The organism is Williamsia sp. M5A3_1d (genome assembly GCF_053345315.1).
Genome location: NZ_JBKEZX010000001.1, coordinates 1005607 through 1027432, shown reverse-complemented (window position 1 = coordinate 1027432; position 21826 = coordinate 1005607). Strand labels below are relative to the sequence as shown.

The 21826-nt window shown below is 69.5% G+C and carries 21 protein-coding genes; 5 read left to right on the top strand and 16 right to left on the bottom strand.

Annotated features, from left to right (window positions below; all coding sequences use genetic code 11):
- The first annotated feature begins 418 nt into the window (after positions 1-418).
- Complete coding sequence (locus ACLBW1_RS04745) at positions 419-2872, top strand: hypothetical protein (RefSeq protein WP_447810380.1); 2454 nt, start codon at positions 419-421, stop codon at positions 2870-2872.
- A gap of 190 nt (positions 2873-3062) precedes the next feature.
- On the opposite strand, the gene ACLBW1_RS04740 is transcribed toward ACLBW1_RS04745, so the two are convergent.
- The 8 genes from ACLBW1_RS04740 to ACLBW1_RS04705 form a co-directional block, all read right to left on the bottom strand.
- Positions 3063-3695 carry a pyridoxamine 5'-phosphate oxidase family protein gene (locus ACLBW1_RS04740; protein ID WP_447810378.1) on the bottom strand — a complete coding sequence of 211 codons (633 nt, stop codon included), beginning with the start codon at positions 3693-3695 and terminating at the stop codon, positions 3063-3065.
- A 136-nt stretch (positions 3696-3831) separates the two neighbouring features.
- Positions 3832-4752 carry a cation diffusion facilitator family transporter gene (locus ACLBW1_RS04735; protein WP_447810377.1) on the bottom strand — a complete coding sequence of 307 codons (921 nt, stop codon included), beginning with the start codon at positions 4750-4752 and terminating at the stop codon, positions 3832-3834.
- Positions 4753-4793: 41 nt separating this feature from the next.
- Positions 4794-6068 carry an MFS transporter gene (locus ACLBW1_RS04730; RefSeq protein ID WP_447810376.1) on the bottom strand — a complete coding sequence of 425 codons (1275 nt, stop codon included), beginning with the start codon at positions 6066-6068 and terminating at the stop codon, positions 4794-4796.
- Positions 6069-6105: 37 nt separating this feature from the next.
- Positions 6106-6339, bottom strand: coding sequence for a hypothetical protein (locus ACLBW1_RS04725; protein WP_447810375.1), 234 nt, complete (start codon positions 6337-6339; stop codon positions 6106-6108).
- The gene (locus ACLBW1_RS04720) at positions 6336-7457 is read right to left on the bottom strand and encodes a thymidylate synthase (RefSeq protein ID WP_447810374.1); all 1122 of its coding nucleotides are present in this window, start codon (positions 7455-7457) and stop codon (positions 6336-6338) included. The genes ACLBW1_RS04725 and ACLBW1_RS04720 overlap by 4 nt, the downstream gene beginning before the upstream one ends.
- A complete protein-coding gene (locus tag ACLBW1_RS04715; protein ID WP_055793935.1) occupies positions 7450-7875 on the bottom strand; it encodes a nucleoside 2-deoxyribosyltransferase in 426 nt (141 codons plus the stop codon). The genes ACLBW1_RS04720 and ACLBW1_RS04715 overlap by 8 nt, the downstream gene beginning before the upstream one ends.
- Positions 7876-7930: 55 nt before the next feature.
- On the bottom strand, positions 7931-9208 hold the full coding sequence (locus ACLBW1_RS04710; RefSeq protein WP_447810373.1) for an ATP-grasp domain-containing protein: 1278 nt from the start codon (positions 9206-9208) through the stop codon (positions 7931-7933).
- Complete coding sequence (locus ACLBW1_RS04705; protein WP_447810372.1) at positions 9205-10431, bottom strand: ATP-grasp domain-containing protein; 1227 nt, start codon at positions 10429-10431, stop codon at positions 9205-9207. The genes ACLBW1_RS04710 and ACLBW1_RS04705 overlap by 4 nt, the downstream gene beginning before the upstream one ends.
- A 373-nt stretch (positions 10432-10804) precedes the next feature.
- Between ACLBW1_RS04705 and ACLBW1_RS04700 the strand changes: the two genes are divergently transcribed.
- A complete protein-coding gene (locus ACLBW1_RS04700) occupies positions 10805-11236 on the top strand; it encodes a PPOX class F420-dependent oxidoreductase (protein ID WP_447810371.1) in 432 nt (143 codons plus the stop codon).
- A gap of 14 nt (positions 11237-11250) precedes the next feature.
- On the opposite strand, the gene ACLBW1_RS04695 is transcribed toward ACLBW1_RS04700, so the two are convergent.
- Entirely contained in the window at positions 11251-12369 is a 1119-nt protein-coding gene (locus ACLBW1_RS04695) for an FUSC family protein (protein ID WP_447811142.1), read from the bottom strand.
- Positions 12370-12403: 34 nt separating this feature from the next.
- Positions 12404-12820 carry a DUF3151 domain-containing protein gene (locus ACLBW1_RS04690; RefSeq protein WP_447810369.1) on the bottom strand — a complete coding sequence of 139 codons (417 nt, stop codon included), beginning with the start codon at positions 12818-12820 and terminating at the stop codon, positions 12404-12406.
- 140 nt (positions 12821-12960) lie between these two features.
- On the opposite strand from ACLBW1_RS04690, the gene ACLBW1_RS04685 reads away from it, so the two are divergent.
- Positions 12961-14274, top strand: coding sequence for an Rv0361 family membrane protein (locus ACLBW1_RS04685; protein ID WP_447810368.1), 1314 nt, complete (start codon positions 12961-12963; stop codon positions 14272-14274).
- Between the two features lie 84 nt (positions 14275-14358).
- Here the strand turns inward: ACLBW1_RS04685 and fbaA are convergent, their stop codons facing one another.
- Positions 14359-15396 carry a class II fructose-bisphosphate aldolase gene (gene fbaA, locus ACLBW1_RS04680; RefSeq protein WP_447811141.1) on the bottom strand — a complete coding sequence of 346 codons (1038 nt, stop codon included), beginning with the start codon at positions 15394-15396 and terminating at the stop codon, positions 14359-14361.
- Between the two features lie 156 nt (positions 15397-15552).
- Here fbaA and ACLBW1_RS04675 point away from each other — a divergent pair, with 156 nt between their 5' ends.
- A complete protein-coding gene (locus ACLBW1_RS04675; RefSeq protein ID WP_447810367.1) occupies positions 15553-16260 on the top strand; it encodes a DedA family protein in 708 nt (235 codons plus the stop codon).
- A 97-nt stretch (positions 16261-16357) separates the two neighbouring features.
- Here the strand turns inward: ACLBW1_RS04675 and ACLBW1_RS04670 are convergent, their stop codons facing one another.
- The 5 genes from ACLBW1_RS04670 to ACLBW1_RS04650 all read right to left on the bottom strand — a co-directional run bounded on the left by ACLBW1_RS04670 (position 16358) and on the right by ACLBW1_RS04650 (position 20388).
- Complete coding sequence (locus ACLBW1_RS04670; RefSeq protein WP_447810365.1) at positions 16358-17059, bottom strand: TrmH family RNA methyltransferase; 702 nt, start codon at positions 17057-17059, stop codon at positions 16358-16360.
- Positions 17040-17579, bottom strand: coding sequence for an orotate phosphoribosyltransferase (gene pyrE, locus ACLBW1_RS04665; RefSeq protein ID WP_447810364.1), 540 nt, complete (start codon positions 17577-17579; stop codon positions 17040-17042). Before pyrE ends, ACLBW1_RS04670 begins: the two co-directional genes overlap by 20 nt.
- A complete protein-coding gene (locus tag ACLBW1_RS04660; RefSeq protein WP_447810363.1) occupies positions 17576-18685 on the bottom strand; it encodes a hypothetical protein in 1110 nt (369 codons plus the stop codon). The genes pyrE and ACLBW1_RS04660 overlap by 4 nt, the downstream gene beginning before the upstream one ends.
- 34 nt (positions 18686-18719) lie before the next feature.
- Positions 18720-19271 carry a hypothetical protein gene (locus tag ACLBW1_RS04655; RefSeq protein WP_447810362.1) on the bottom strand — a complete coding sequence of 184 codons (552 nt, stop codon included), beginning with the start codon at positions 19269-19271 and terminating at the stop codon, positions 18720-18722.
- 115 nt (positions 19272-19386) lie between these two features.
- Positions 19387-20388 (bottom strand): D-2-hydroxyacid dehydrogenase, encoded by a 1002-nt coding sequence (locus ACLBW1_RS04650; protein ID WP_447810361.1) that lies wholly within the window; start codon positions 20386-20388, stop codon positions 19387-19389.
- A 90-nt stretch (positions 20389-20478) separates the two neighbouring features.
- On the opposite strand from ACLBW1_RS04650, the gene ACLBW1_RS04645 reads away from it, so the two are divergent.
- Entirely contained in the window at positions 20479-21819 is a 1341-nt protein-coding gene (locus ACLBW1_RS04645; protein WP_447810360.1) for an aspartate aminotransferase family protein, read from the top strand.
- Positions 21820-21826: the final 7 nt, after the last annotated feature.

The window sequence follows — 21826 nt, the reverse complement described above, 5'->3', positions numbered from 1 at the left end:
TCGCCCGATTCCTGACCCGATGTGCACTCACTGCCGACCCGTTCCTCACCAGCGCTCGCGCGCACGACCCGGCTCGTCCCGGGGTTCGACGAGGACTGTGTCAGGCGACTGCACATTTTTTGCACATGTGAGTCCTGCGAAACATGTGCACTCGCCCGCACTCGGGCCGATGTGGGCGGGGGACAGCACCCGGAAGCGTGACCCGTATCCGGCATATCGGACCACGTTGGTGGAGAGTGCAATTCCTTCGCGTGGGCAACATGTGCATTCTGTTTGCACCCCGTCCGTACCGTCCGGCTCGAGCGATCAGCGGACTCATCGAGGCGTCCCGTCGCGGGTCGAAGGGACCACCGTCGTGTCCATGCACAATTCCCCCCTCGCACATCCGGTGCCTACGAGATCGGCGGTGCGTACCGCCGTGACGGCAACCGTGGCAGCGGCGGCCGCGGTGGCGTTCACCGTCGGATCGGCTGCGCCGTCGGGCGCCGAGGTCGTGGCGCCCCGGACCGACGGGTCGGCCGGCGGTACACACACCGATGGCCTCGCCCTCACCCAGGACGCGATCTCGGCGGTGCTGGCGCAGATCGGCAAGGGCGGCGAAGCCGTTCCGACCACAGGTACCTCGACGACGGGCGCCTCGTCGCCCGGCGGGCCGGGATTCTCCGGTGGCTCATCGACGCAGACCCCGTCGCAGACGGGCCCTTCCGCCGGCGGCACCACGACCATGTTCGTGTCGGTGTCGAAGGAGTTCGCACCCTATGTCGCAACAGGATTCAGCGCCTTCCCCGCCGTGACCGAGTGGACCCCCATCACGTCCGGTGCCCGTGCGACGTCGTACGCACTCGTCGCGCCGACCGGCGAGACCGGGACCGCTGCCGGCGGCGGCACCGACTTCCTCGGTGTCCTGATCCGGGTGTTCGTCGGCAACGGGACCGATGCGGCCGCCGACTGTGTCGGACTGGCCTGCAACGGAGGCAACGGCGGTTTGTTGTTCGGTAACGGAGGGAACGGCGCGAACGGCGGGTCGGGCGGCAACGCTGGGCTGTTCGGCAACGGCGGCAACGGTGGCGCCGCAAGCGGTATCGGACAGGCCGGGGGCAACGGCGGCAACGCGGGCCTGATCGGCAACGGCGGCAACGGTGGCGCGGGTTCGGCCGGGGCGGATGGCGCCACCGGGGTCGCCGGCTCGGCAGGCGGCAACGGTGGACGCGGTGGCGCCGGCGGCCTGCTGAACGGAAGCGGTGGCACCGGCGGATCCGGCGGTGTCGGCGGCGCCGGGGGCGATGGCGCGACCGGCGCCACGGGTGCGAACGGCACAGTGCCGGGAGCAGGCGGAAGCAACGGCGGCGCCGGCGGCGTGGGGATGGCGGGCGGTGCCGGCGGCAACGCGGGTGCCGGCGGCACAGCCGGACTCCTGGGGGCAGCGGGAACCGCCGGCACGAACGGCGACGGCGGCCAGGGCGGCAACGGCGGGTTCGGTGGAACCGGCGGCACCGGTGCGAACGGTGCTGCCGGCACCGTCGGTGCGACCGCGGGCGCGGACGGCTCGGCCGGCCAGAACGGCGGCGGCGGCGGTGAGGGCGGCGATGGTGGCGCGGCGGGCGTCGGCGGAGCTGCGGGTACGGGCGGAACGGGCGGCGCGGCGGGTGCTTCCGGGACGGACGGGACCCGAGGTGTCGGCGGCCAGGGCGGCAACGGCGGCGTCGGCGGTGCGGGGGCCAATGGCTCCACCGGCACCCGCGGCGCCGACGGCGCGACCCCCGGTGCAGCGGGAGCGATGGGCGGCGGTGGGACGTTCGCCGGCGGCGGCGGGGTCGGTGGCAACGCCGGCGCAGGTGGCGCCGGATCGACCAACGGAGCCGCCGGGCTCAGTGGTAGCGGTGGCGCAGGCGGCATCGGTGGGACCGGTGGCGCGGGCGGAAACGGCGCGAAGGGTGCCGACGGCGCCGCAGGTTCCACCCCGGGCGCCGACGGCGGTGAAGGCCAGGCGGGTGGCGCCGGAGGTGCCGGCGGCGAAGGCGGCGCCGGTGGCGTCGGCGGTCTCCCCGGGTTCGGGAACGGCGGCATCCAGGGCACCGGCGGTTCGCAGGGCGCCCAGGGTGTCGGCGGCAACGGCGGCGCCGGAGGGATCGGTGGCACCGGCGCGAAGGGTGCAGACGGTCTCGACGGCACGAAGGGTCAGTCGGTGACCGCCGAGAACACCAGCGCACGGGGCGGCGACGGCTCACCGGGAACCGATGCCGGCCGTGGTGGCGACGGCGGCGCGGGCGGCGCAGGTGGCGCGGCCGGAAGCGGGTCGACGGTCGGTACCGCGGGCGCGAACGGCAATGGCGGCAACGGCGGCAACGGCGGTCGCGGTGGTGACGGCGGCGCGGGCGGGGATGCGACGGTCACGGGGTTCGCCGGCCAGGCCGACGGCGGCATGGGCGCGTACGGCACGCTCGGTGGCGCGGGCGGCACCGGGGGCCAGGCGGGTACCGGTGGGCAGGGCGGCACCGGGACCGCGGGCGTGAACGGGGTGAGCCAGCCGAACGGAAAGGGCGGCGCGGGAGGCGACGCCACCTTCGCCGGGGCCTACGGAGGTTTCGCCCACGGCGGCACCGGCGGTTCGAGCCGCAACGGCGTCGGCGGTGACGGAGGCAACGCGACGAACAACGCCGACAGTGGCGCCGCATTCGGCGGTACCGGCGGCGAGGCGGTCGGTGGGGCCAGCGTCGGCGGCAACGGTGGCAACGCCACCGCCAACGGGACGAATGGTCTCGCGGTCGCCGGAGCCGGCGGCGGTGTCAGCACTCGCGAGCCGGGTGGCGTCGCAGGCAACCCCGGCACGGCCACCGCAACGGGCTCCGGCGGAAGCAACGGAGGCGGATAACAACCGGGGCACCTCCGCTGACGCCGGTCACCGGTGACGACCGGGTAGGCCCTCCGCCGAGTCGTTCATGATGACGCCGCACGTCGGCGGCGATCCAAGGGATCGTCGTCGACGTGCGGCCGTGTGGCCCACCGAGAGCGTTGGCACGCACCGACATCCGACCGCACCGAGACAGGACCCGTGCGGCGGATCAGGATTCTGCTGAGCGCCCGACCAGGCGGCGAACCGATGCAGGCACCTCGCCAGAGGTGGCGGTGATCGGATCCTCGGAGATGATCCGGGTGGGCACGACCCCGGTCCAGTGCGACCGGTCCTCGGGTTCACCGGGAGGTCCGCTGCGCGCCTTGGTGATCCATTGCCCGTCGACGATCTCGAGCGCCAGCACGATCGTCGCCGCCAGTTCCTTGCCCGAGTGTGTGCGGACCTCGTCGGGACGGCCGGGAATCAGTTTGTCCGACAACACGTCGAGCGCGTGCGACGGGTCGACATCGACCTCGTCGAGAGTTCCGCGGACAACCGCCGACCGATAGTTCGCCGAGTGGTCGAAGAGGGTGTCGGCGATCACGAGACCGTCGAGCACGAACGCGGTGAGCGTCACCGGCGCGCCGGTCGCGACCTGTCTCAACGCACCCGCCCCGGTGGAGCCGTGGACGATGATCCGATCACCGTCGCGGGCGAAGAGCATCGGCACCGACCACGGCAGGCCGTCGACCACCGTGCTCAGCGTGCCGACCTTCACCTCGTCGAGGATCTCGTCGAGCAACGCACGGTCTCCCCCGCGATCGGGTTTGCGGTGCAGTCGGGTCAGCGATTCGGAGCTCATGCGCACAGTCTGGCGGGCGCCCGGTGGTCCCGCCAGACGTTTACCGCGGTCGCGACCGCCCCGATCACCGCGGTCGCGACCGCCCCGATCACCGCGGTCGCGACCGCCCCGATCACCGCGGTCGCGACCGCCCCGATCACCAGGTCAGGTCGCGGTGGCAGCGCTGTTGGATCTCGATCGGGTCGACCTGCACGGTCGCGTGATCGAGGCCGTGCCGTTCGAGGACCTCACGCGCCGCGGTCAGTACATCGGCGTTGGGCTGGTCGCTCCCGAGGTGCACGGTGGCCACGTCCATCCCGGTGGTCAGCGTCCAGATGTGGAGATCGTGGACGTCGTGCACCTGCGGCAGCGCCTCGAGTTCGGCGCGCACGGCATCGACATCGACGTGGGCGGGCGCGCGCTGCGACAGGATCCGCAGCGCGTCGAGCGCGAGGCGGATGGCCCGCGGTGCGACCCACAGCGCGATCAGCACGGCGACCACGATGTCGGCGTAACCCCACCCAGTGGTGAGCGCGATGATGCCGGCGATGAGCACGCCGACGCTGCCAATGGCGTCGGCGAGAACCTCCATGTAGGCGCCCCGGACCGCGATGCTGTCGTGGGAGTCGCTGCGGAGTAGTTGCATGACAACCAGATTCGCGACCAGGCCGGCGAGCGCTACGACGATGAGCGTGAGGCCCGGCACCTGGGGGTCGGAGCCGAGTCGCTCGAACGCCTCGTAGAGCACGAACACCGCGACGCCGATGAGCAGCACCGCGTTCGCCACGGCGGTGAACACCTCGGCGCGGTGCCAACCGAACGTCTTCTCGCCGTCGGCGCGCCCGTGTCGCGCGAGCAGCAACGCGATGAGTCCCATCGCCATCGCGATCACGTCGGTCAGCATGTGGCCCGCGTCGGCGAGCAACGCCAGCGAGTTCGCCAGAACACCGGCGACCACCTCGACGACGAAGAACGTCCCGATGATCACCATGCCGACCACCATCGGCCACAGTCGACGCGTCGAGCCGTCCACCGTCGTCGGCGCGTGTGAATGCGAGTGGCCGTGCGTGTGCCCCATGGCGCCAATATATGCGTGACAACGCATATATGACAAGTGGGTCAGGACGGAGCGCTTGCCGGTCTCGGCTCCGTTCTGCGCGCCAGCAGGCCGGCACCACCCACGGCCGCAGCCGATACGACACCCAGGACGAGCCAGAGCGTGGTCGACCCGGCCGACAGCAACGCCGTGAACAGCACCGGGGCAACGGCCATGCCGAGGTTCCAGGAGAGCTGGAAGACACCCTGGTAGCGGCCTGCGATCTCCGGACGGGCCAGGGACACGCTCAAGTCGCTGATGGGCGGCGTCGAGAGCACTTCGGCCAGGCTGTAGACCACGATCGCCACCAGCGCGAGTACTGCTCCTGCGACGTATCCGCCCCCGGGTAGCGCTCCCGCGGCGGCGAACACTGCGTACCCCAGCACATTCACCCCTGATGCGACAGCGATGACCCGGCCGGGCGCGAATCGTTCGGCGTAGCCGGCGATCGGATTGTTGAGCAGGGCCACCATCACGGTGTTGATCACCACGAGCAGTCCGGCGTACCAGGCCGGCGCGCCGATGGTGTCGGTCACGTAGACGGTGACGACGAGGGGCAGAACCATGGCCGCGAGCACGAAGGTCAGGTTGATGCCGAGCAGGAGCACGTAGTCGACATCGGTGACCACCGCACGGAACCCGTCCCGCGAGGGTGTCGGCCCATCCTTCTCCATGACCGCGGCATCGTCGCCTTCTGGCGACGTCGGGGGCTTCCACCGGCTCAGGAGGATCGCCGCGAGAAGGAACGCCGCACCGCTCGTCGCGACCACCACTCGCAGAGTGGTCGGCGATCCGAAACTGACGAACAGCGCCGTGATCGCCGATCCGAATCCCGTGCCGACGTTGCGTAACGCACCGAGGAGCGCGTACCAGCGACGGCGGGCTTCCCCCGCTGCGGCGATCTCGACCAGTCCGCGACTCGCGGTCCAGTAGGCGGTGATGCCCAGCTGCGACAGGAACTGACCCAGGACGATCTCGGGGGCGTGAGCGGCGAACGCGCACACCACCAGCCCCGCGAACGACACCACGTTGCCCGCCATGACCACGCGGCGCGGACCGATGCGATCGATGAGGACGCCGACGAGCGGCGGTGTGGGCATCGCGATCAACCGACCCACGGTCAGGGCCGCCCCGATGTCGACCAACGACAGGTCGGTCACCCGCTGGAAGTAGACGATCAGGAAGGCGAACACCAACCCCGCCGCCAGACTGTCGACGACCGTCGAACCCACGAAGAGTCGACGGCCCGACAGCGGCGGCAGACCCAGGACGTCACGCCGGGTTGCGGTGGCGGTCATCGGATCCGGGCAACCATCGCCAGGTCGCCGCCCCGCACTAGGCGGCCCCCCGCACCAACATCATGGCGCACGTCAGAGCCGATCGGGCCTCCATGCTGACCTCGGTGCGGATCTCGGATGGCTCTGTCCCGCCGGCGATCATCTCCGCCGCGGATCGGGAGCATTTGATGAGATGCACCAGCGCCGACATCTCGGGGGTGTCGGACTCGTCCTCCACGATCCGCAGCGCGTCGGCCAGCAGGACGACGACCTTGTCGGCGGTGTCGATCATGTCGCCTCGATCAGGGTCGGGCGCAACCGGGGCTCATCCGCCACCAGCCTCGACACCGCGGCGAAATGCGTTCGCAGGAAGGACGCCTCGGCATCGGACAGGTCCAGGCCGAGGTAGCCCGGATCGTTCTGCTTCCACCGCCGCAGCAGGTACTCCGCACTCGCGGTGCGCAGATCCGACGGCCGCATCTCGTTGATCACCTCGACGATGCGGCCGCGGCTCACGTCGTCGAGGAACATGTTGTAGGCAACCAGCATCAGTCCCGCGTCGTGCAGGAAGGCGTCGCTCACCGACCCGAGGTCGGCGATGGCCCGTCGGTGGTCGCCGGCGCGGGCCGCATCCTCGACCGCGAACACCGTGGCGAGATCGGCGTCGAAGGCCGCGACCGTGTCGGAGGTGACCGGGAGGTGCTCGACCCCGAAGTCGTAGACGCTCGTCCCGCGAACGGCCTCGGCGATCTGCCACGCCTTCGAGTAGTGCCGCTCGTAGATGTGCAGCGATCCGGCGAACCACGACAGGTTGCCGACACTCGAGCCGGTGACGTTCGCCATCAGCTCATGCAGGACGCTCCACTCGAAGTAGTTGATCCCGGAGAATCCCCAGAAGGCGTCGTTGGCCCGCACCGACACGTTGAGGTGGAGGTCGATGCCGCGTCGGATGAAGTGCAACCAGTTGTTGCAGGGGACGTCCTTGGTGTCGGTGTAGTCAACGGCGGGATCGAAGATGCTCATGACGGCGCGTTTGGTGTTCAGGTCCTGGCCGATCCGGTCGGCGACCGCGGTGACCTGGTCGACCTCGCCGTTCCAGTTGCGCAGCCGCGGACCGTATCCGGCGCGCCAGGTGAGGCCGTCGTCGGAGAACTCCGCCGCCCGGGGAAGGTAGCGTGACAGGTAGGCGATGTCGTTGCGGCCGTGCAGAACCCAGAGGGTCTCGGCCACCTGGGCGAACACGTTGTTGTTGCGCACCGGGATGATCATCACCCGTTCGTGCGGATGGCTGATCGTCAGGAGCTGCGACAGCAACTCCTTCTGATGCTGACCGCGGGCGACCACGTTCGTCCCCTCGGTGTGGATGCGCGCGACCACGTCGACGAACGCGTCGGTGAGATTCCTATACATGGGCCAACTCCTGCGAGAAGTAGTCGTCGATGATGGTGAGGGCTTCGCTGATGTCGGTGTAGAAGTGGGTCGTGACTCCCCCGCTGCCGGCGATCATGGCCGACAGATCTCCCTGCTCGCCGCGGTGCAACGCGATGACCGGGATCCCATGGGCGGTGGCGAGCGCGATCTCGTACCCCACGCCGAGGCTGGGGACGGTGGTCTCGGCGATCACCACCTGCGAGGACAGCAACCACTCGACATCCCGATCGTGGATGAAGGTGTCGCTGAGCACGTGCTGCCCCTTCACCGAGAGCCGGTAGTCGCCGACGTGCTCGGTCAACACCTCGCCGTACCCCTTGATGCGGCTGATCAACTGCTCGTAGACGGGCACGTCGTCACGACCCGCACGGATGGATCCTGCGAAATAGACCTTCATGTGGAATTTCCGTTCTCTCGTCGGATGATCGACCCCACGGCCGATCGGGTTCATGTCAGACGGGCGCAGGGATCGGTGCCATCGAGTCCCACAGCGCGGCGATCTTCTCCAGCACGTCGTCTGCGGACCGGGAGTGCGGCCTCGTTGCACCTCGACACCAGCGGGCGAAGTCTTCGACGCGCTCGTGGTCGACACGCAGCAACGTGTTCGCGTATTCGAGGCCGTCGACCGAGAACGCGTTGTCCCGGAGTACCTCGACGTAGCCGGGCAGGGCCAGCGGATGCATCTCCGCGGGTGCCAGCGGGATCTGCCACGCCACATGCGTGTCAGGCCGAGCCTCGGGCGCATCCCAGCGGCCGTCGAGTCCGATCCGCGCGAGTTCCCAGTAGGTGTTCACCCCCGAGGCCGCGATCGACATGCCGGTCGAACCCGACACCCGCGGATTGACCTCGATGCAGAAGAAGACACCGTCGACCTCGATGAACTCGAATTCGAGCACACCGTGCACGAACTCGGCGAGGCACAACGCCGCGATTCGCGACTCGAGCTCGGCGATCTGTGACTCCAGTCCGGATGGGACCACGCCCGCTATCCGCAGCTGCTCGAAGGCGAATTCCGGCCCGGCAGTGGTCGACCCCTTCCAGACCAGCGGCTGGCAGTACACCGATCCGTGGGCCGCGATGACCTCCATCGAGCACAGACGGCCATCGAGGCACTGTTCGAGCAGGACGTTGCCCGGGATGGACGTCGACGACAGGGCCTCGGCGAGTTGCGCCGGATCGGAGAGCACCGACATCCCGTTGGCGAGGCAGTCCCAGATCGGCTTCACGATCACCGGATAGCCCGACTCGGCCACGCGACGAGCGATCGCCGTCGCGTAATCGTCGTAGGCGGGTGAGCGCCCGTTGAGCAGGTCGCCGTCGACGTAGACCGACGCCGGGGTGGCGATCCCGTACCCGGCCAACAGCGCCTTGGTCTCGTGCTTGTTGGCGAACGTGGCAGCGAGGTCGACGGGGTGGGCGACGACGTCGATCGTGCCGCGTGCGGTGCTGATCTCGCGCACCGCCGCATCGCGCAGGCTGCTGTTGTCGGGGATCGAGATCGAGACCGCCACATCGACCCCCAGGTCTGCCAACGAGTCGGCGAGACGCCCGGACCGGATGTCGGGGTCGAGGCGCAGGGCCTCCCCGGCGAAATCCTCGGGCTCGACGTCGCCGTCGGTGTAGAGCAGGGTCGGCGTCACCCCAGTCCGGGCGAGACGCTCGCTCGCGAGGCGCAGGAACGGTCGTGCCTGCTGGGTCTCGATCGACCGGATGTAGGCGAGCCGGGTCATCGCAGCTCCACGGTGATCTCGTCGAGGAGGTGCTCGGCACGCTGGGCCAGCGCGTCGGGGTCGTCGCCACGCAGCACGAAATGCCCCAGGCGCGAGACGTTGTCGCTCACCGCGTCGATCGGGTCACCCGGCTTCTTGGCGAAAACTGCTGCCACGACCTCGCTTCCGCTCGGAAGGTTGTCGAGCTTCGCCACCACCCCCTTGTGCGGCGGCACGATGAAACGCACGAGCGATGCTGTCGAGGCCTGCGGCTGCCGGGTGATGGTCGGGCGCTGACCGGTCGCGGTGGCGACGTAGGCGTCGAGCAGATCGACCTCGCCGGCGAGGTGCACGAGTACGGGGATGAGGTCGCCGCCCGGCCGCACGCCCGTCTCGATGATCCAGGCCTCGCCCGCGTCGACCTTGACCTCGGTGTGAGCCACGCCGTAGCGGAACCCCACCGCCCGCAGTGCGGAGGTCACCTCGGCGACGATCTTCTCCCGGATGCCGGGATCGATCCGCGCCGGCACGAGGTGGCCCAGTTCGGCCCGGCTCGATCCGGTCGTGGTCAGCTTCTCGGTGACCGCGACGTGATGGAACTCCCCGTCGAACGCGACACTCTCCACGCTGTATTCGGATCCGCCGACGTAGGACTGCACCAGTACATCGGTGTCGAGGGGGATGTCGTGGGGGAACTCCGTCGGCCACGATCGGGCCCGACGGATCGCGTCGGGCAGATCGTCGAACGTCTCGACCACCGACACACCGCACGAACCCGCGTTGTCGGCGGGCTTGACCACGACGGGGAAGTCGAGACCGGCCGCGGCGATGTCGATCGCATCGTCGGGACCGACGACGGTGGTGCGCGCGTGCCGGACCCCGGCGTCGGAGAACGCCGCGGCCATGGCCTTCTTGTTGCGCGCCGCGAGAACCCGCGACGGGTCGTTCGCGGGCAGACCCAGGCCGTCGGCGACGACGGCGGCGAGTGGGGTGAAGAACTCCCACCCCGTCACCACCCCGGCGACGTCGACGTCCGACGCCCGCTCGATCAACGATTCGGCGATGTCGGCCGCGCGGTAGTCGACTTCCCAGAACTCGTCGACCGCAGCGATCACCGCGGGGGCGAAGGAGTCGATCAGGGAGCGATGCGAGGCGACGATGACGCGGTGGCCGGCTCGCCTGACGGCGTCGATGATCGGCGGACCGTTGACACCGAAAGCTTCCAGTACGAGAACGTTCGACACGGGATCTCCTGAGCCAGTTGGACTGTTGTTCGGGGGACCCGCCGAAGCTAGCGCTGTTACTTCGGCGAAACATACAGTTTCGTTCCCCGTGAACATAAGCGGGATGAATTCTTCGTCGAGCGGTGACAAAAACTGCATCGCAGGTCGCCCGGGACGTCGTCATCGTGGTGTCAGGTGTCGTTCCCCTCATCGTCGACGGGACGACACACCCGGGTCACCGGCACACAGCACGGTCGATTCTCGACGTCGACAGCCGGTGCTAGGATCGCAGTTTTCGCCGCCCCGACGACCTGTCGTATGCCATACCACAAGCATCACAACAGGTTTCACCGTCCGGCCGCAGACGACCGCGGTCGAGAGGAGAGCAGATCCGATGACGTCGTACGTGGAGCTCCCGGACCCGGTCCTCGACTACCTCCGCACTGGCACGCGCACAGCACATCTGGGTTATCTCGGTGCCGACGGCCGACCGCTCGTCACCCCGGTCTGGTTCGTCGTCGTCGATGACACTGTCGTCTTCGCCACCGGACGGACAACCGCGAAGGGTCGGGCACTCGCCCGCGATCCGCGGGTGACCGTCTCGGTCGACGCGCCGTGTGCGCCCTACAGCTTCGTGCAGATCCAGGGACACGCCGAGTTCGACACCCGACCAGACCACGTCCGCGCCGTCACCACCGCGTGCGGCGCTCGCTACATGGGAGCCGAGCGGGCGCAGGAGTTCGGCAATCGCAACGCCGACGAGAACGAGGTCGCTATCCGCATCCGACCCGTGCGTGTGCTGTTCAACCCCGACGTGACCGCTTAGCGATCACGGCGCAGTCAGCGCAACGTGGCGATCGCCGATTCACGCTTGAGTCCGGCGACCATCAACAGATCGACCACGACCGACCGGAGCTGGCCCAGGATCACGGTCTCCGACAGGCCGCTGTCGGCGACGAGTTCGGGCTTCGCCCTCCGGGCAATCGTGCGCAGCACCCGCGCGGCGTCGGCGCCGTCGGGCTTGTCGCCGGGGTCGGCCAGCAGCATCTGCCGCACGACGTCGAGCGCCCCCACCAGTTCGCCGACCACGTCGATCACGTCGTCGTGCATCGTCTCACCGTGTTGGATCCCCGACAGCGCGCGCCGCGCCATCACACGGATGTTGCGCACGGCGTTGTCGATGGGATCGGCCGTCGCCTCCAACCGCGACAAGCGATCTCGTGAATTCCAGTACAGCGGCGAGATGCGGCTGATCTCGCGGCCACCACTCATGTCCGATCGCATGGTGTCGATCGCGCCCTGCGTTCCACGGGCCCGGGTCAGCGCCTCGGAGATCAGTGTGGCGTCGGACGCACGCAACCCGTCGACGACGCCGTCGACCACCAGACCCATCGTCGCCAGCACCGCCGCCGCGTCGCGACGAGCCCTCAGCACGGGGTGCGTGGGTATCAGCGCGACGATGACCAGACCGACCACGCCACCGATGAGCGCATCGATCATGCGGTTCACCCCGGCCGGCCCACCCGGCGGCAACAGGGTCGCGACGAGGACCGCGGAGCTGGCCGCCTGGATCGGCACCAGCGGACCACGGTCGAGGGAGACCGCGACGGTCATCGCCAGCGCCACCACCACGGTGATCTGCCAGGCGCCGGTACCGATGACGCTGATGATGAGGTCGCCGACTCCGATGCCGACGGTGACACCGCCGACCATCTCCACCGCCCGCCGCCAGCGTTGACCCAGCGACAACCCGAGCGACAGCACCGCCGCGATCGGGGCGAAGAAGGGTCGCTCGTGGCCGACGAGGTCGAATGCGATGAACCAGGCGACACCCGCGGCGATCGAGCACTGGGCGATCGGCAGCAGCGAGTACCAGACCCGCCGCGTGCGTGTGCGGATCGCGGGCGGCAGCCGGTTGTGACGGGTACGCAGCGACGCCGCGACCGCATCTCGACTCACCGCACCGGAGGCGCCCAGATCGGCGCGACCGGGATCAGGCGAGGCCGAGTTCGGCTGCCGCCGCCGGGTCACTGTCGTTGAGCAGGTCGAGGCAGCGCAGGTACTCGTCTTGTTCGCCGATGGTCTGCGCGGCGCGCGCGAGGACGGCCACGCACCGCAGGAACCCGCGGTTGGGCTCGTGACTCCACGGCACGGCGCCGAAACCCTTCCAGCCGTGCCGGCGGAGCTGATCGAGTCCGCGGTGGTAGCCGGTGCGCGCGTAGGCGTAGGCGGTGATCGTCTCGCCCGATTCGATGGCCGCCTCGGCGAGATACGCCCATGCGATGGACGCCGTGGGATGCGCGGCGGCGACCGACTTCGGGTCGGTACCCGCGAGCAGGTCCGATTCGGCGTCGTCGTCACCGGTGAGCAGGGTGGGCTGGGGGCCGAGGAGATCTCCGAAGGACGTCACCGCCCCATTGTGCACACGACGCGGCTGGTCGGGGTACTCCGGCACCGGACGAACGCCCGGCCCTTCGATAGGGTGAGCGACGCGGTCGTCACCCCCCGGCGCGCGGCGCGCCACGAGGAACGATCCGACGCACGAGCGTGATGAACGAAGGCGAGGCAGCACGGATGTCGCATCCCGACGACACGGGTTCCACAGGAGTCGGCAAGGCTCTCTCCGCTCTGCGACGACTGCGCCGCACCCTGTCCGAGCCTCCCGCACCCACCCCGACCGTCCCCACCCCGAAGTCCGAGCAGGGTGTCCCGCCGACCCCGCGTGCCGAGGTCGAGGACGCCACGGGTGACGAGTCCGTCGACTCCGACGTCGACCGCGCCCCTCGTGCCGATCACGAGGACGCCACCGCGGGAGATTCCGACGACGATGAGTCCGACGACGACGTCCCCGCCGCCGGCTCCGCGGGCACCGGATCCGATTCCGACGCCGAGGCCGACGAGACCGGATCCGACGACTCGGTGACGAACGACGGGATGACGGACGGCGGGGTGACGGACGACGCGGAGGCCGACGACGCGGAGGCCGACGACGCCAAGTCCGAGGCCGAGCCGACCGACGACGCGGAGCCGACCGCGGATCCCGAGCCCGACGCCGACCCGGAACCCGACCCCGACCCGCAACCCGACTGCGAGGAGGCGTCGACCGCCGCACCCGAGCCCGAGCGCGAACCGGAGGCGGAACCCGAGGCCGCGGCCGCGGTCGAACCCGAGCCGGAAATCGACGCCGAGGTAGAACCCGAGCCGGAGCCAGATCCCGAGGCCGGAGCGGCGCCCGAGGTCGAGGCGGCGCCCGAGGTCGAGGCGGCGCCGGTCGTTGAACCGGTCGTCGAATCCGACGAGACACCCGCACCCGAACCCGAGGCGCAACCCGAACCCCCGCGGTCCGACGACGGGTCCTGGCGCTCGGATACCGCTGCGCCGCAGTACATCCCGCCGACGACGACACCGAAACCCGAGAAGACCGGTCGCTCACGACGCACGCTGCTGTGGGTGTCGTCGATCGTGGTGATCGTGGTCGCCGTAGCCGCGGTGGTCATCGCGGTGTTCGCGACGCGGGGCGAGCCGAGTGAGCCGCAGGCCGATCGTGCCGCGTCATCGGCGATGAAATACGCCACGGCGCTGGGCGACGGTGACCTCGCCACGCTGCGATCGGTGACCTGCGGCGAGCGAAAGCAGTTCTACGACAGCGTCGCCGACGACGCGTTCCGCCAGCAGTTCGAGACGCAGAAGGCGAACAACGAGCTCGTCGTGGTCCGCAAGGTGCAGGCGTCGAAGATCGTCGACCCGAACACCGCAATCGTCGAGCTCATCGCGTCGAGTGCGCGTACACCGCAGACCAGCACACCGGTGTCGGTGCGTCTGCGCAACGAGAACGGCGACTGGAAGGTCTGCACCACAGGCTGATCCCTGACCGACCGTCACCACGACACCGGACGACCGCGGCCCCCGATCGGATCGATCGGGGGCCGCGTCGCGTCGTGCGGGAGATCAGGCGCTGATGGACTTCCCGGCCGACTTGAGGTCGTTGCAGGCCTCGACGACGCGCTCGGCCATACCGGTCTCGGCCTTCTTCAGGTAGCTGCGCGGGTCGTAGACCTTCTTGTTGCCCACGTCGCCGTCGACCTTGAGCACACCGTCGTAGTTCGCGAACATGTGCCCGGCCAGCGGACGGGTGAACGCGTACTGGGTGTCGGTGTCGACGTTCATCTTGATGACGCCGTAGCTCAGCGCCTCCTCGATCTCGCTCTTCAGCGAACCCGAGCCACCGTGGAACACGAAGTCGAACGGCTTGTCACCGGCGCCGGAGCCCAGCTTCTTGACGGCCACCTCCTGGCCGGTCTTGAGGACCTCGGGCTTGAGCTTCACGTTGCCCGGCTTGTAGACGCCGTGGACGTTGCCGAAGGTGGCGGCCAGCAGGTAGCGGCTACCCGCGTCACCGGCGCCGAGAGCGTCGACGGTCTTCTCGAAGTCCTCGGCGGTGGTGAACAGCTTGTCGTTGATCTCGTTCTCGACACCGTCCTCCTCGCCGCCGACCACGCCGATCTCGATCTCGAGGATGATCTTCGCCGCGGCCGACTTGGCCAGCAGGTCCTTGGCGATCTCGAGGTTCTCCTCGAGCGGCACGGCGCTGCCGTCCCACATGTGCGACTGGAACAGCGGGTTCTGACCGGCGTCCACGCGCTCCTGGCTGATGGCGATCAGCGGGCGGACGTAGGTGTCGAGCTTGTCCTTGGGGCAGTGGTCGGTGTGGAGAGCGACGGTCACGTCGTACTTCTCGGCCACCACGTGCGCGAACTCCGCGAGCGCCACCGCGCCGGTGACCATGTCCTTCACACCGAGACCCGAACCGAACTCCGCGCCGCCGGTCGAGAACTGGATGATGCCGTCGCTGCCGGCGTCGGCGAAGCCCTTGAGGGCCGCGTTGATCGACTCCGAGGAGGTGCAGTTGATCGCGGGGAATGCGTAGCCGCCCTTCTTGGCGCTGTCCAGCATCTTCGCGTACTGCTCGGGGGTGGCGATGGGCATCGGGTCGTCCTCCAACCGGTAGGTCTTCGTGGTGCTCGCGTAGGTCTCGCGTCCGCAGACAGTATGGCAAGTCACCTGCGGTGCGGTGTGGGTCCGGTGCAGACCGGCACCGCACGCACAGCGATTACTCAGGCCCGACCCGCTATCGTCAGGGCCGTGAATTCCAGCGCGCTCGCCGATGCCGCGAGCACCACGACCGTGAACACCGCCCTGCTGCCGGGCTTCCTCGACCCGATCACCCTTCTCGGGTACTTCGGGACCTGGGCCCTGGTGGGGTTGCTGGTGGTGATCCTCGTCGAATCGGGCGTGCTGTTCCCGGTGCTGCCGGGCGACTCGCTGCTCTTCGTCGCCGGGCTGGTCGCCGCGGGTGAGTCGGCCGAGGTCGCCAAGTTCGCGTCGCTGTGGCAGCTGCTGGTGTTCATCCCGATCGCTGCGATCATCGGCGGGCAGATCGGCTACTGGATCGGTCGCTACGCCGGCACCGCGATGTTCGCCGAGGGCAACCGCTTCCTCAAGAAGCGCTACATCGACGAGGCGCACGCATTCTTCGAGAAGCGCGGCCCCGTCACCATCTTCCTGGCGCGTTTCGTGCCGATCGTCCGCACGCTGGCCCCGATCGTCGCCGGCGCCGCCCGCATGAACGCCGCCCTGTTCACCGCCTACAACGTGCTCGGCGCCATCGTGTGGGGCTGCGGCATCACGCTGCTGGGCTACTGGCTGGGCCAGTTCGAGATCATCCAGAAGCTCATCGAGCCGATCTTCATCCTCATCGTGCTGGTGTCGATCGTGCCGATCGTCTGGGAGTACTACAAGCGCCGCAAGGCCAGCGGTCCCCCGCCGCCCGTCGAGGCCGACGCCCCCTGAGCTCGCTCGCAGACGGAGATCGTCCGAGTACAGCCCCGCCTCGGGTCATATGCCCGAACCGACGCTGTGCGCGGACGATGTCCGACGCTGCGACCGGCTACCAGGCCTGATCGAGATCGGCGTGCGCGCGGATCCAGCCGTGCATGGCGATCCCGGCCGCGACACCGGCGTTGATGCTGCGGGTCGAACCGAATTGCGCGATCGACACCGTCAGGTCGGCACCGGCGTGCGCCTCGGGGCTGACCCCCGGTCCTTCCTGACCGAACAACAGCACACAGTCGCGCGGTAGATCGGTGGTCTCCAGCGGCGTCGAGCCGGGGGTGTTGTCGACGGCGACCACCGACAGCCCCGCCTCGTGCGCCCACGCGATCAGCGACGCGACATCGGCGTGATGCGAGATGTGTTGATAGCGATCGGTGACCATCGCACCCCGCCGATTCCAGCGCCGCCGACCCACGATGTGTACCGCGGCCGCCCCGAAGGCGTTCGCGGTGCGCACCACGGTGCCGATGTTGGCGTCGTGGGCGAAGTTCTCGATGGCGACGTGGAACGGGTGCCGCCGGGTGTCGAGGTCGGCGACGATCGCCTCCCGCCGCCAATAGCGATACCGGTCGACCACGTTGCGCCGGTCACCCTCGGCGAGCAGTTCGGGATCGAAGTGGGCGTCGGTCGGGAGTGGCCCGTCGCGTTCGACCGACCACGGTCCGAGACCGACCGCCTCGTCGGCCGCCGTCGCCCACTCGGTCGGTCCGGGCTCCAACTCGGGCAGAGACGGGCGGTCAGGCGAGTCCGATGTCACCGAGGCCCAGCAGCGACCGGTATTCGACACCCTCGGCCTCGATCACCGCGGCGGCACCGGTGTCGCGATCGACCACCGTGGCGACACCGACCACCTCGGCGCCGAGATCGCGGGCCGCGGCGACCGCGGTCAACGGCGAGTTGCCGGTGGTGGTGGTGTCCTCGACGATGAGGACCCGCTTGCCGACGATGTCGGGGCCCTCGATCTGACGTTGCATGCCATGGGCTTTCGCGGCCTTGCGGACCACGAAGGAGTCGATGTCGCGTCCGGGGGCGTGCATGATCGCGGTCGCGACGGGGTCTGCGCCGAGGGTGAGACCGCCGACGGACGCGAAATCCCAGTCGGCCGTGAGTTCACGCATCAGGGCACCGATGAGCCGAGATGCCTCGTGGTGCAACGTCGCTCGCCGCAGATCGACGTAGTAGTCGGCCTCTTTGCCCGAGGACAGCGTCACCCGACCGTGGACCACGGCGAGTTCGGCGACCAGTTCGGCCAGTCGCTGCTTGCTCACTGCGGTCACTCCGATCGGTCGTCGCGAGAGTAGCCCTCGCGGGGGAGGTCCGAGCGCGGCACGTCACGATCGGGATCGACGCGACGACGCACGGGCATCGGCTGCACACCGCGGCGCGGTGCATCCGACGGCGGCGAGGACGGCCGCGGCTGGGAAGACTGAGCCGCCCGCGGCTGGGCAGACTCGGCCGCTCGCGGCTGGGGACGGGGCGGCAGGGTGCGCGGTGGGCCGCCGGCGACGTCGACCGGTGAGACCGGCCGTGCCGCAGGCGCTTCGGCGCGCGCGTTCTCGGCCCGCGTGCGATCACCACGGGGACCGTCGGGGCGGGTCCCGTCACGGGGAGCAGCGGCGCGTGCTCCCACGGCGCCCGCGGTGGGTGCGAGCTGTTCGCGCGCAATGGCTTCGGTCTTCGGCTCGACCAGCCCCCGACGGGCGCGGCCGGTGGGGCTCGAGGGATCGCGCGGATCGGGACTCGGCGCCGGGTCGGTCGAGGGCGGCAGCACGCGGAGCAGATCGGTGAACCGACGCACGGTCTCCAGTGCGGTGTCGAGCCGATCGGGGTCGTTGGTCAGCGGCATCGACGCGACCGACCAGTTGCCCTCGTTCCAGATGATCTCGATGTAGTCGGGCGCGTTGGTCGCGAGCGCGATCATGCGGCGGTCGCAGACGCGGCGGGCGATGTCGAGGTGTGTGGAGAACATGACGCGTCGGCCCATGGCGCCGAGCAGCTCGACGTCGTCCTCGGCCGGGGCGAGCACCTTCTCCTGCCGCACATCGATCACGACCGACGACGCGATCGACCGACGCACGGCGACGATGGTGCCGATGTCGACGAGATCGAACACGACGGCCTCGTCACCGAAGTAGCGGCCGTGGGTGATGTCGACGATCTCGACGTGGTCGGCGATGTCCATCGCGGCGCGGTGCAACTCCGACCGCAGGTCGCGCACCTCGTCGGGTGCGGCGCGCTCGGTGGCGACGAAACGGAACCCGTGGCCGTCACCCCACACCGCGCGTTCACGACGGACCACCGCGGCACGACGACGGTCGAGCACGAGGAGGAGGGCCGCGCCGGCGAGGGCTGCAGCGGCGATCACGAAGTAGACGGCGGTCATCGCGCTACAGCCTAGTCACTGGTGACCGAAGAGGTCAGTTTCCCGGACGCGACGCGGTCACGCGTCCGTCGACCACGAGATCGGCGACCATGCGCTCGCCGTCGATGAGGACGTGCACCACGACCAGGTCACCGAGCTTCAACGGCGACGGTGCGTCGGCGTCCGCGGTCTCGTAGTGGGTGGATTCGGTGAGCGCGATGCGGTGTCGCCGACCGTCGCTCATGTGGATGCCCATCTCCGCCGCCGACAGGCTGTCGACCGTCCCGAGCAGCATCTTCGATCGACTGATGGCCGTCGGGGCGACACCGCCGACCGCGTTGCCCGAGGCAGGGGGCTCCACCGGCTCGGGCCCCACCGTGTCGGGGACGGCCGGGGTGGAGCTGGGTGGGGAGATGAACTTCATCGCAGCGGCCGAGGTCGATTCGGCCTCGGCGTCCTCGCCGCGATCGGCGCCCAGATGTATGCAGTACGCCAGGCCGATACCGGCGACCATGAGACCGGCCACACACAGAAGGGTGGTGCGGGTGCCGCTGTCGGTCTTCCAGGCGCTCTTCGGCCGCCAGGTCAGTCGTCGTTGCCGCTTCATGACGCGCTGACCTCCTTCGCCGATGCTCGCTTGCGATACGCCCCGAGGCTAGGAGCCGACCCTGAGATACGTCTGTGAATACGCCTCGATCGCGGCGCGTCGGCGTGCCCGGCGGTCAGCGCACATATCCGCGTTCCTTGTCGACGGGGTGGTCCGGAGCCTGCCCCGCCGAATATCGCCGCAGGTGTTCGAGAAACTGGTCAGCTAGTTCATCACGCCAGCCGACGACGTCGCCGCTCATATGGGCCGAGATCGCCACCTGTTCGAGGTCCCACAGCGGGCTGTCGGCGGGCAGCGGTTCGGTCTCGACGACGTCGAGCGAGGCCGCCGCGATGGTGCCCTCTGTCAACGCGTCGATCAGATCACCCTCGACGACCAGCTGCCCGCGTCCGACGTTGATCAGATGCGCCGAGGGCTTCATCGCGGCCAGCACGCGCGAGTCGACGAGACCTGCCGTCTGCTCGGTGAGCGGCGCGATGAGGACGACGTTGTCGAAGGCACCGACGCTCTCGACGAGGTCGTCGGTGGCGAGGACGGTGCCGAAGTCGGGGTCGTTCGTGCGAGCGGTGCGTCCGGCGCCGGTCACGTCGAGTCCCGCGGCGCGCAGCAGGCGGGCGACGGCGCGACCGATGGAACCGGTGCCGATCACCAACGCGCTCGATCCCGTGGTGCGCCGCGTCTCGCGCCACACCCATCGGTGGTCGCGCTGCAGGGCGCGCGATTCGTGCAGCGACTTGTCGCGGGCCAGGATCGAGGCGAGGACGAACTCGGCGATCGGGCCGTCGAACACCCCGCGGGCGTTGGTCATGACGACGTCGGAGGTGCGCAGCTCGTCGAAGAGCATGGCGTCGACGCCGGCGGCGCACACGTGGATCCACCGCAGGGCGTCGGCGTGCGGCCACGCCTCGCGCAGGGCGGCGGAGAAGTAGTCCCAGAGCATCAGCACGTCGGCCCCGGCGACGGCGTCGGCGAGGCTCTCGGCCGTGCACATCCGCACCTGCGCGAGCTCGGAGATGGCGTCGAGATTGTGCGGGTCGGCGAGCCCGTCACGGGTCAGCACGGCGACACGGATGCCGCGGTCGGCCGGGGTCGTGTCTGGGCTCGGATCGGCGGTCACGACGCTCACCGTAGACAACGCCCCGACACCACCCTGAGCCGGATGGTCCAATTGTTGACAATCCGACCATCCACCGGTCACCGTGTACCCATGACCTCCACCCTGGGCACCGTCGCGCACACCTCGAGCAGCGACCACACGACCGAGATCCACCGTGCTCGCGCCACGCTCAGTCCGGCGCTCAAGCAGGCCACGCCGGTGGTGGTCGACCACGCGACGGGTTCGTGGATCCACGGCACCGACGGGCGTTCCTACCTCGACTTCACCACCGGGATCGGCGTCACCAGCACCGGTCACTGCCACCCCCGGGTGGTCGCCGCCGCACAGGAACAGTGCGGCAAGATCATCCACGCCCAGTACACGACCGTGATGCACAAGCCGCTGCTCGAGCTCACCGACGCCCTCGGTGAGGTGCTCCCCGACGGCATCGACTCCGTCTTCTACGCCAACTCCGGTTCCGAGGCGGTCGAGGCATCGATCCGCCTGGCGCGCATGGCCACCGGGCGTCCGAACATCGTCGTGTTCCAGGGCGGCTTCCATGGACGCACCGTCGCCGCGGCCAGCCTCACCACCGCGGGCACCCGCTTCTCGGCCGGCTTCTCCCCGTTGATGAGCGGCGTACACATGGCACCGTTCCCCTACGCCTACCGCTACGGGATGGACACCGACACCGCCGTCGATTTCGCGCTGCGCGAGCTCGACTATCTCTTCGCCTCCCGGGTCGCCCCCAACGACACCGCCGCGATGCTCATCGAACCGGTCCTCGGCGACGGCGGTTACCTGCCCACACCCCCGGCCTTCCTCGCCGGGCTGCGTGAGCGTGCCGACCGCCACGGCATCGTGCTGATCGTCGACGAGGTGCAGTCCGGCGTCGGACGCACCGGGAAGTTCTGGGGTCACGAGTTCACCGACGGACTCGTCCCCGACATCCTCATCACCGCAAAGGGGATCGCCTCGGGCTTCCCGATCTCGGCGATCGCCGCACCCACCGAACTGATGGCCAAGGCGTGGCCCGGATCGCAGGGCGGCACCTACGGCGGCAACGCCGTCGCCGCGGCCGCCGGGGTCGCGACGCTGGCCGTGATCGCCGAGGAGAACCTCGTCGACAACGCCCGCGAACGCGGTGATCAACTCCTCGCCGGGTTGCAGACGCTCGCCGCACGCGTACCCGCCATCGGCGACGTCCGCGGCCAGGGGCTCATGGCCGGCATCGAGTTCATCGACCCCGACGCCTCGGATTCGGTGCCCACCGCGAACGCCGCCGCCGCGGCGAAGGTGCAGCAGGCGTGTATCGATCAGGATCTGCTGACCCTGACATGTGGACCGCTCGGCAACGTCGTGCGCCTGATCCCCGCGCTGGTCGTCACCGCCGACGAGATCGACTCCGGGCTGGCACGATTCGGCGCGGCGGTCGACGCCGCGCTGGGCTGACACCCGC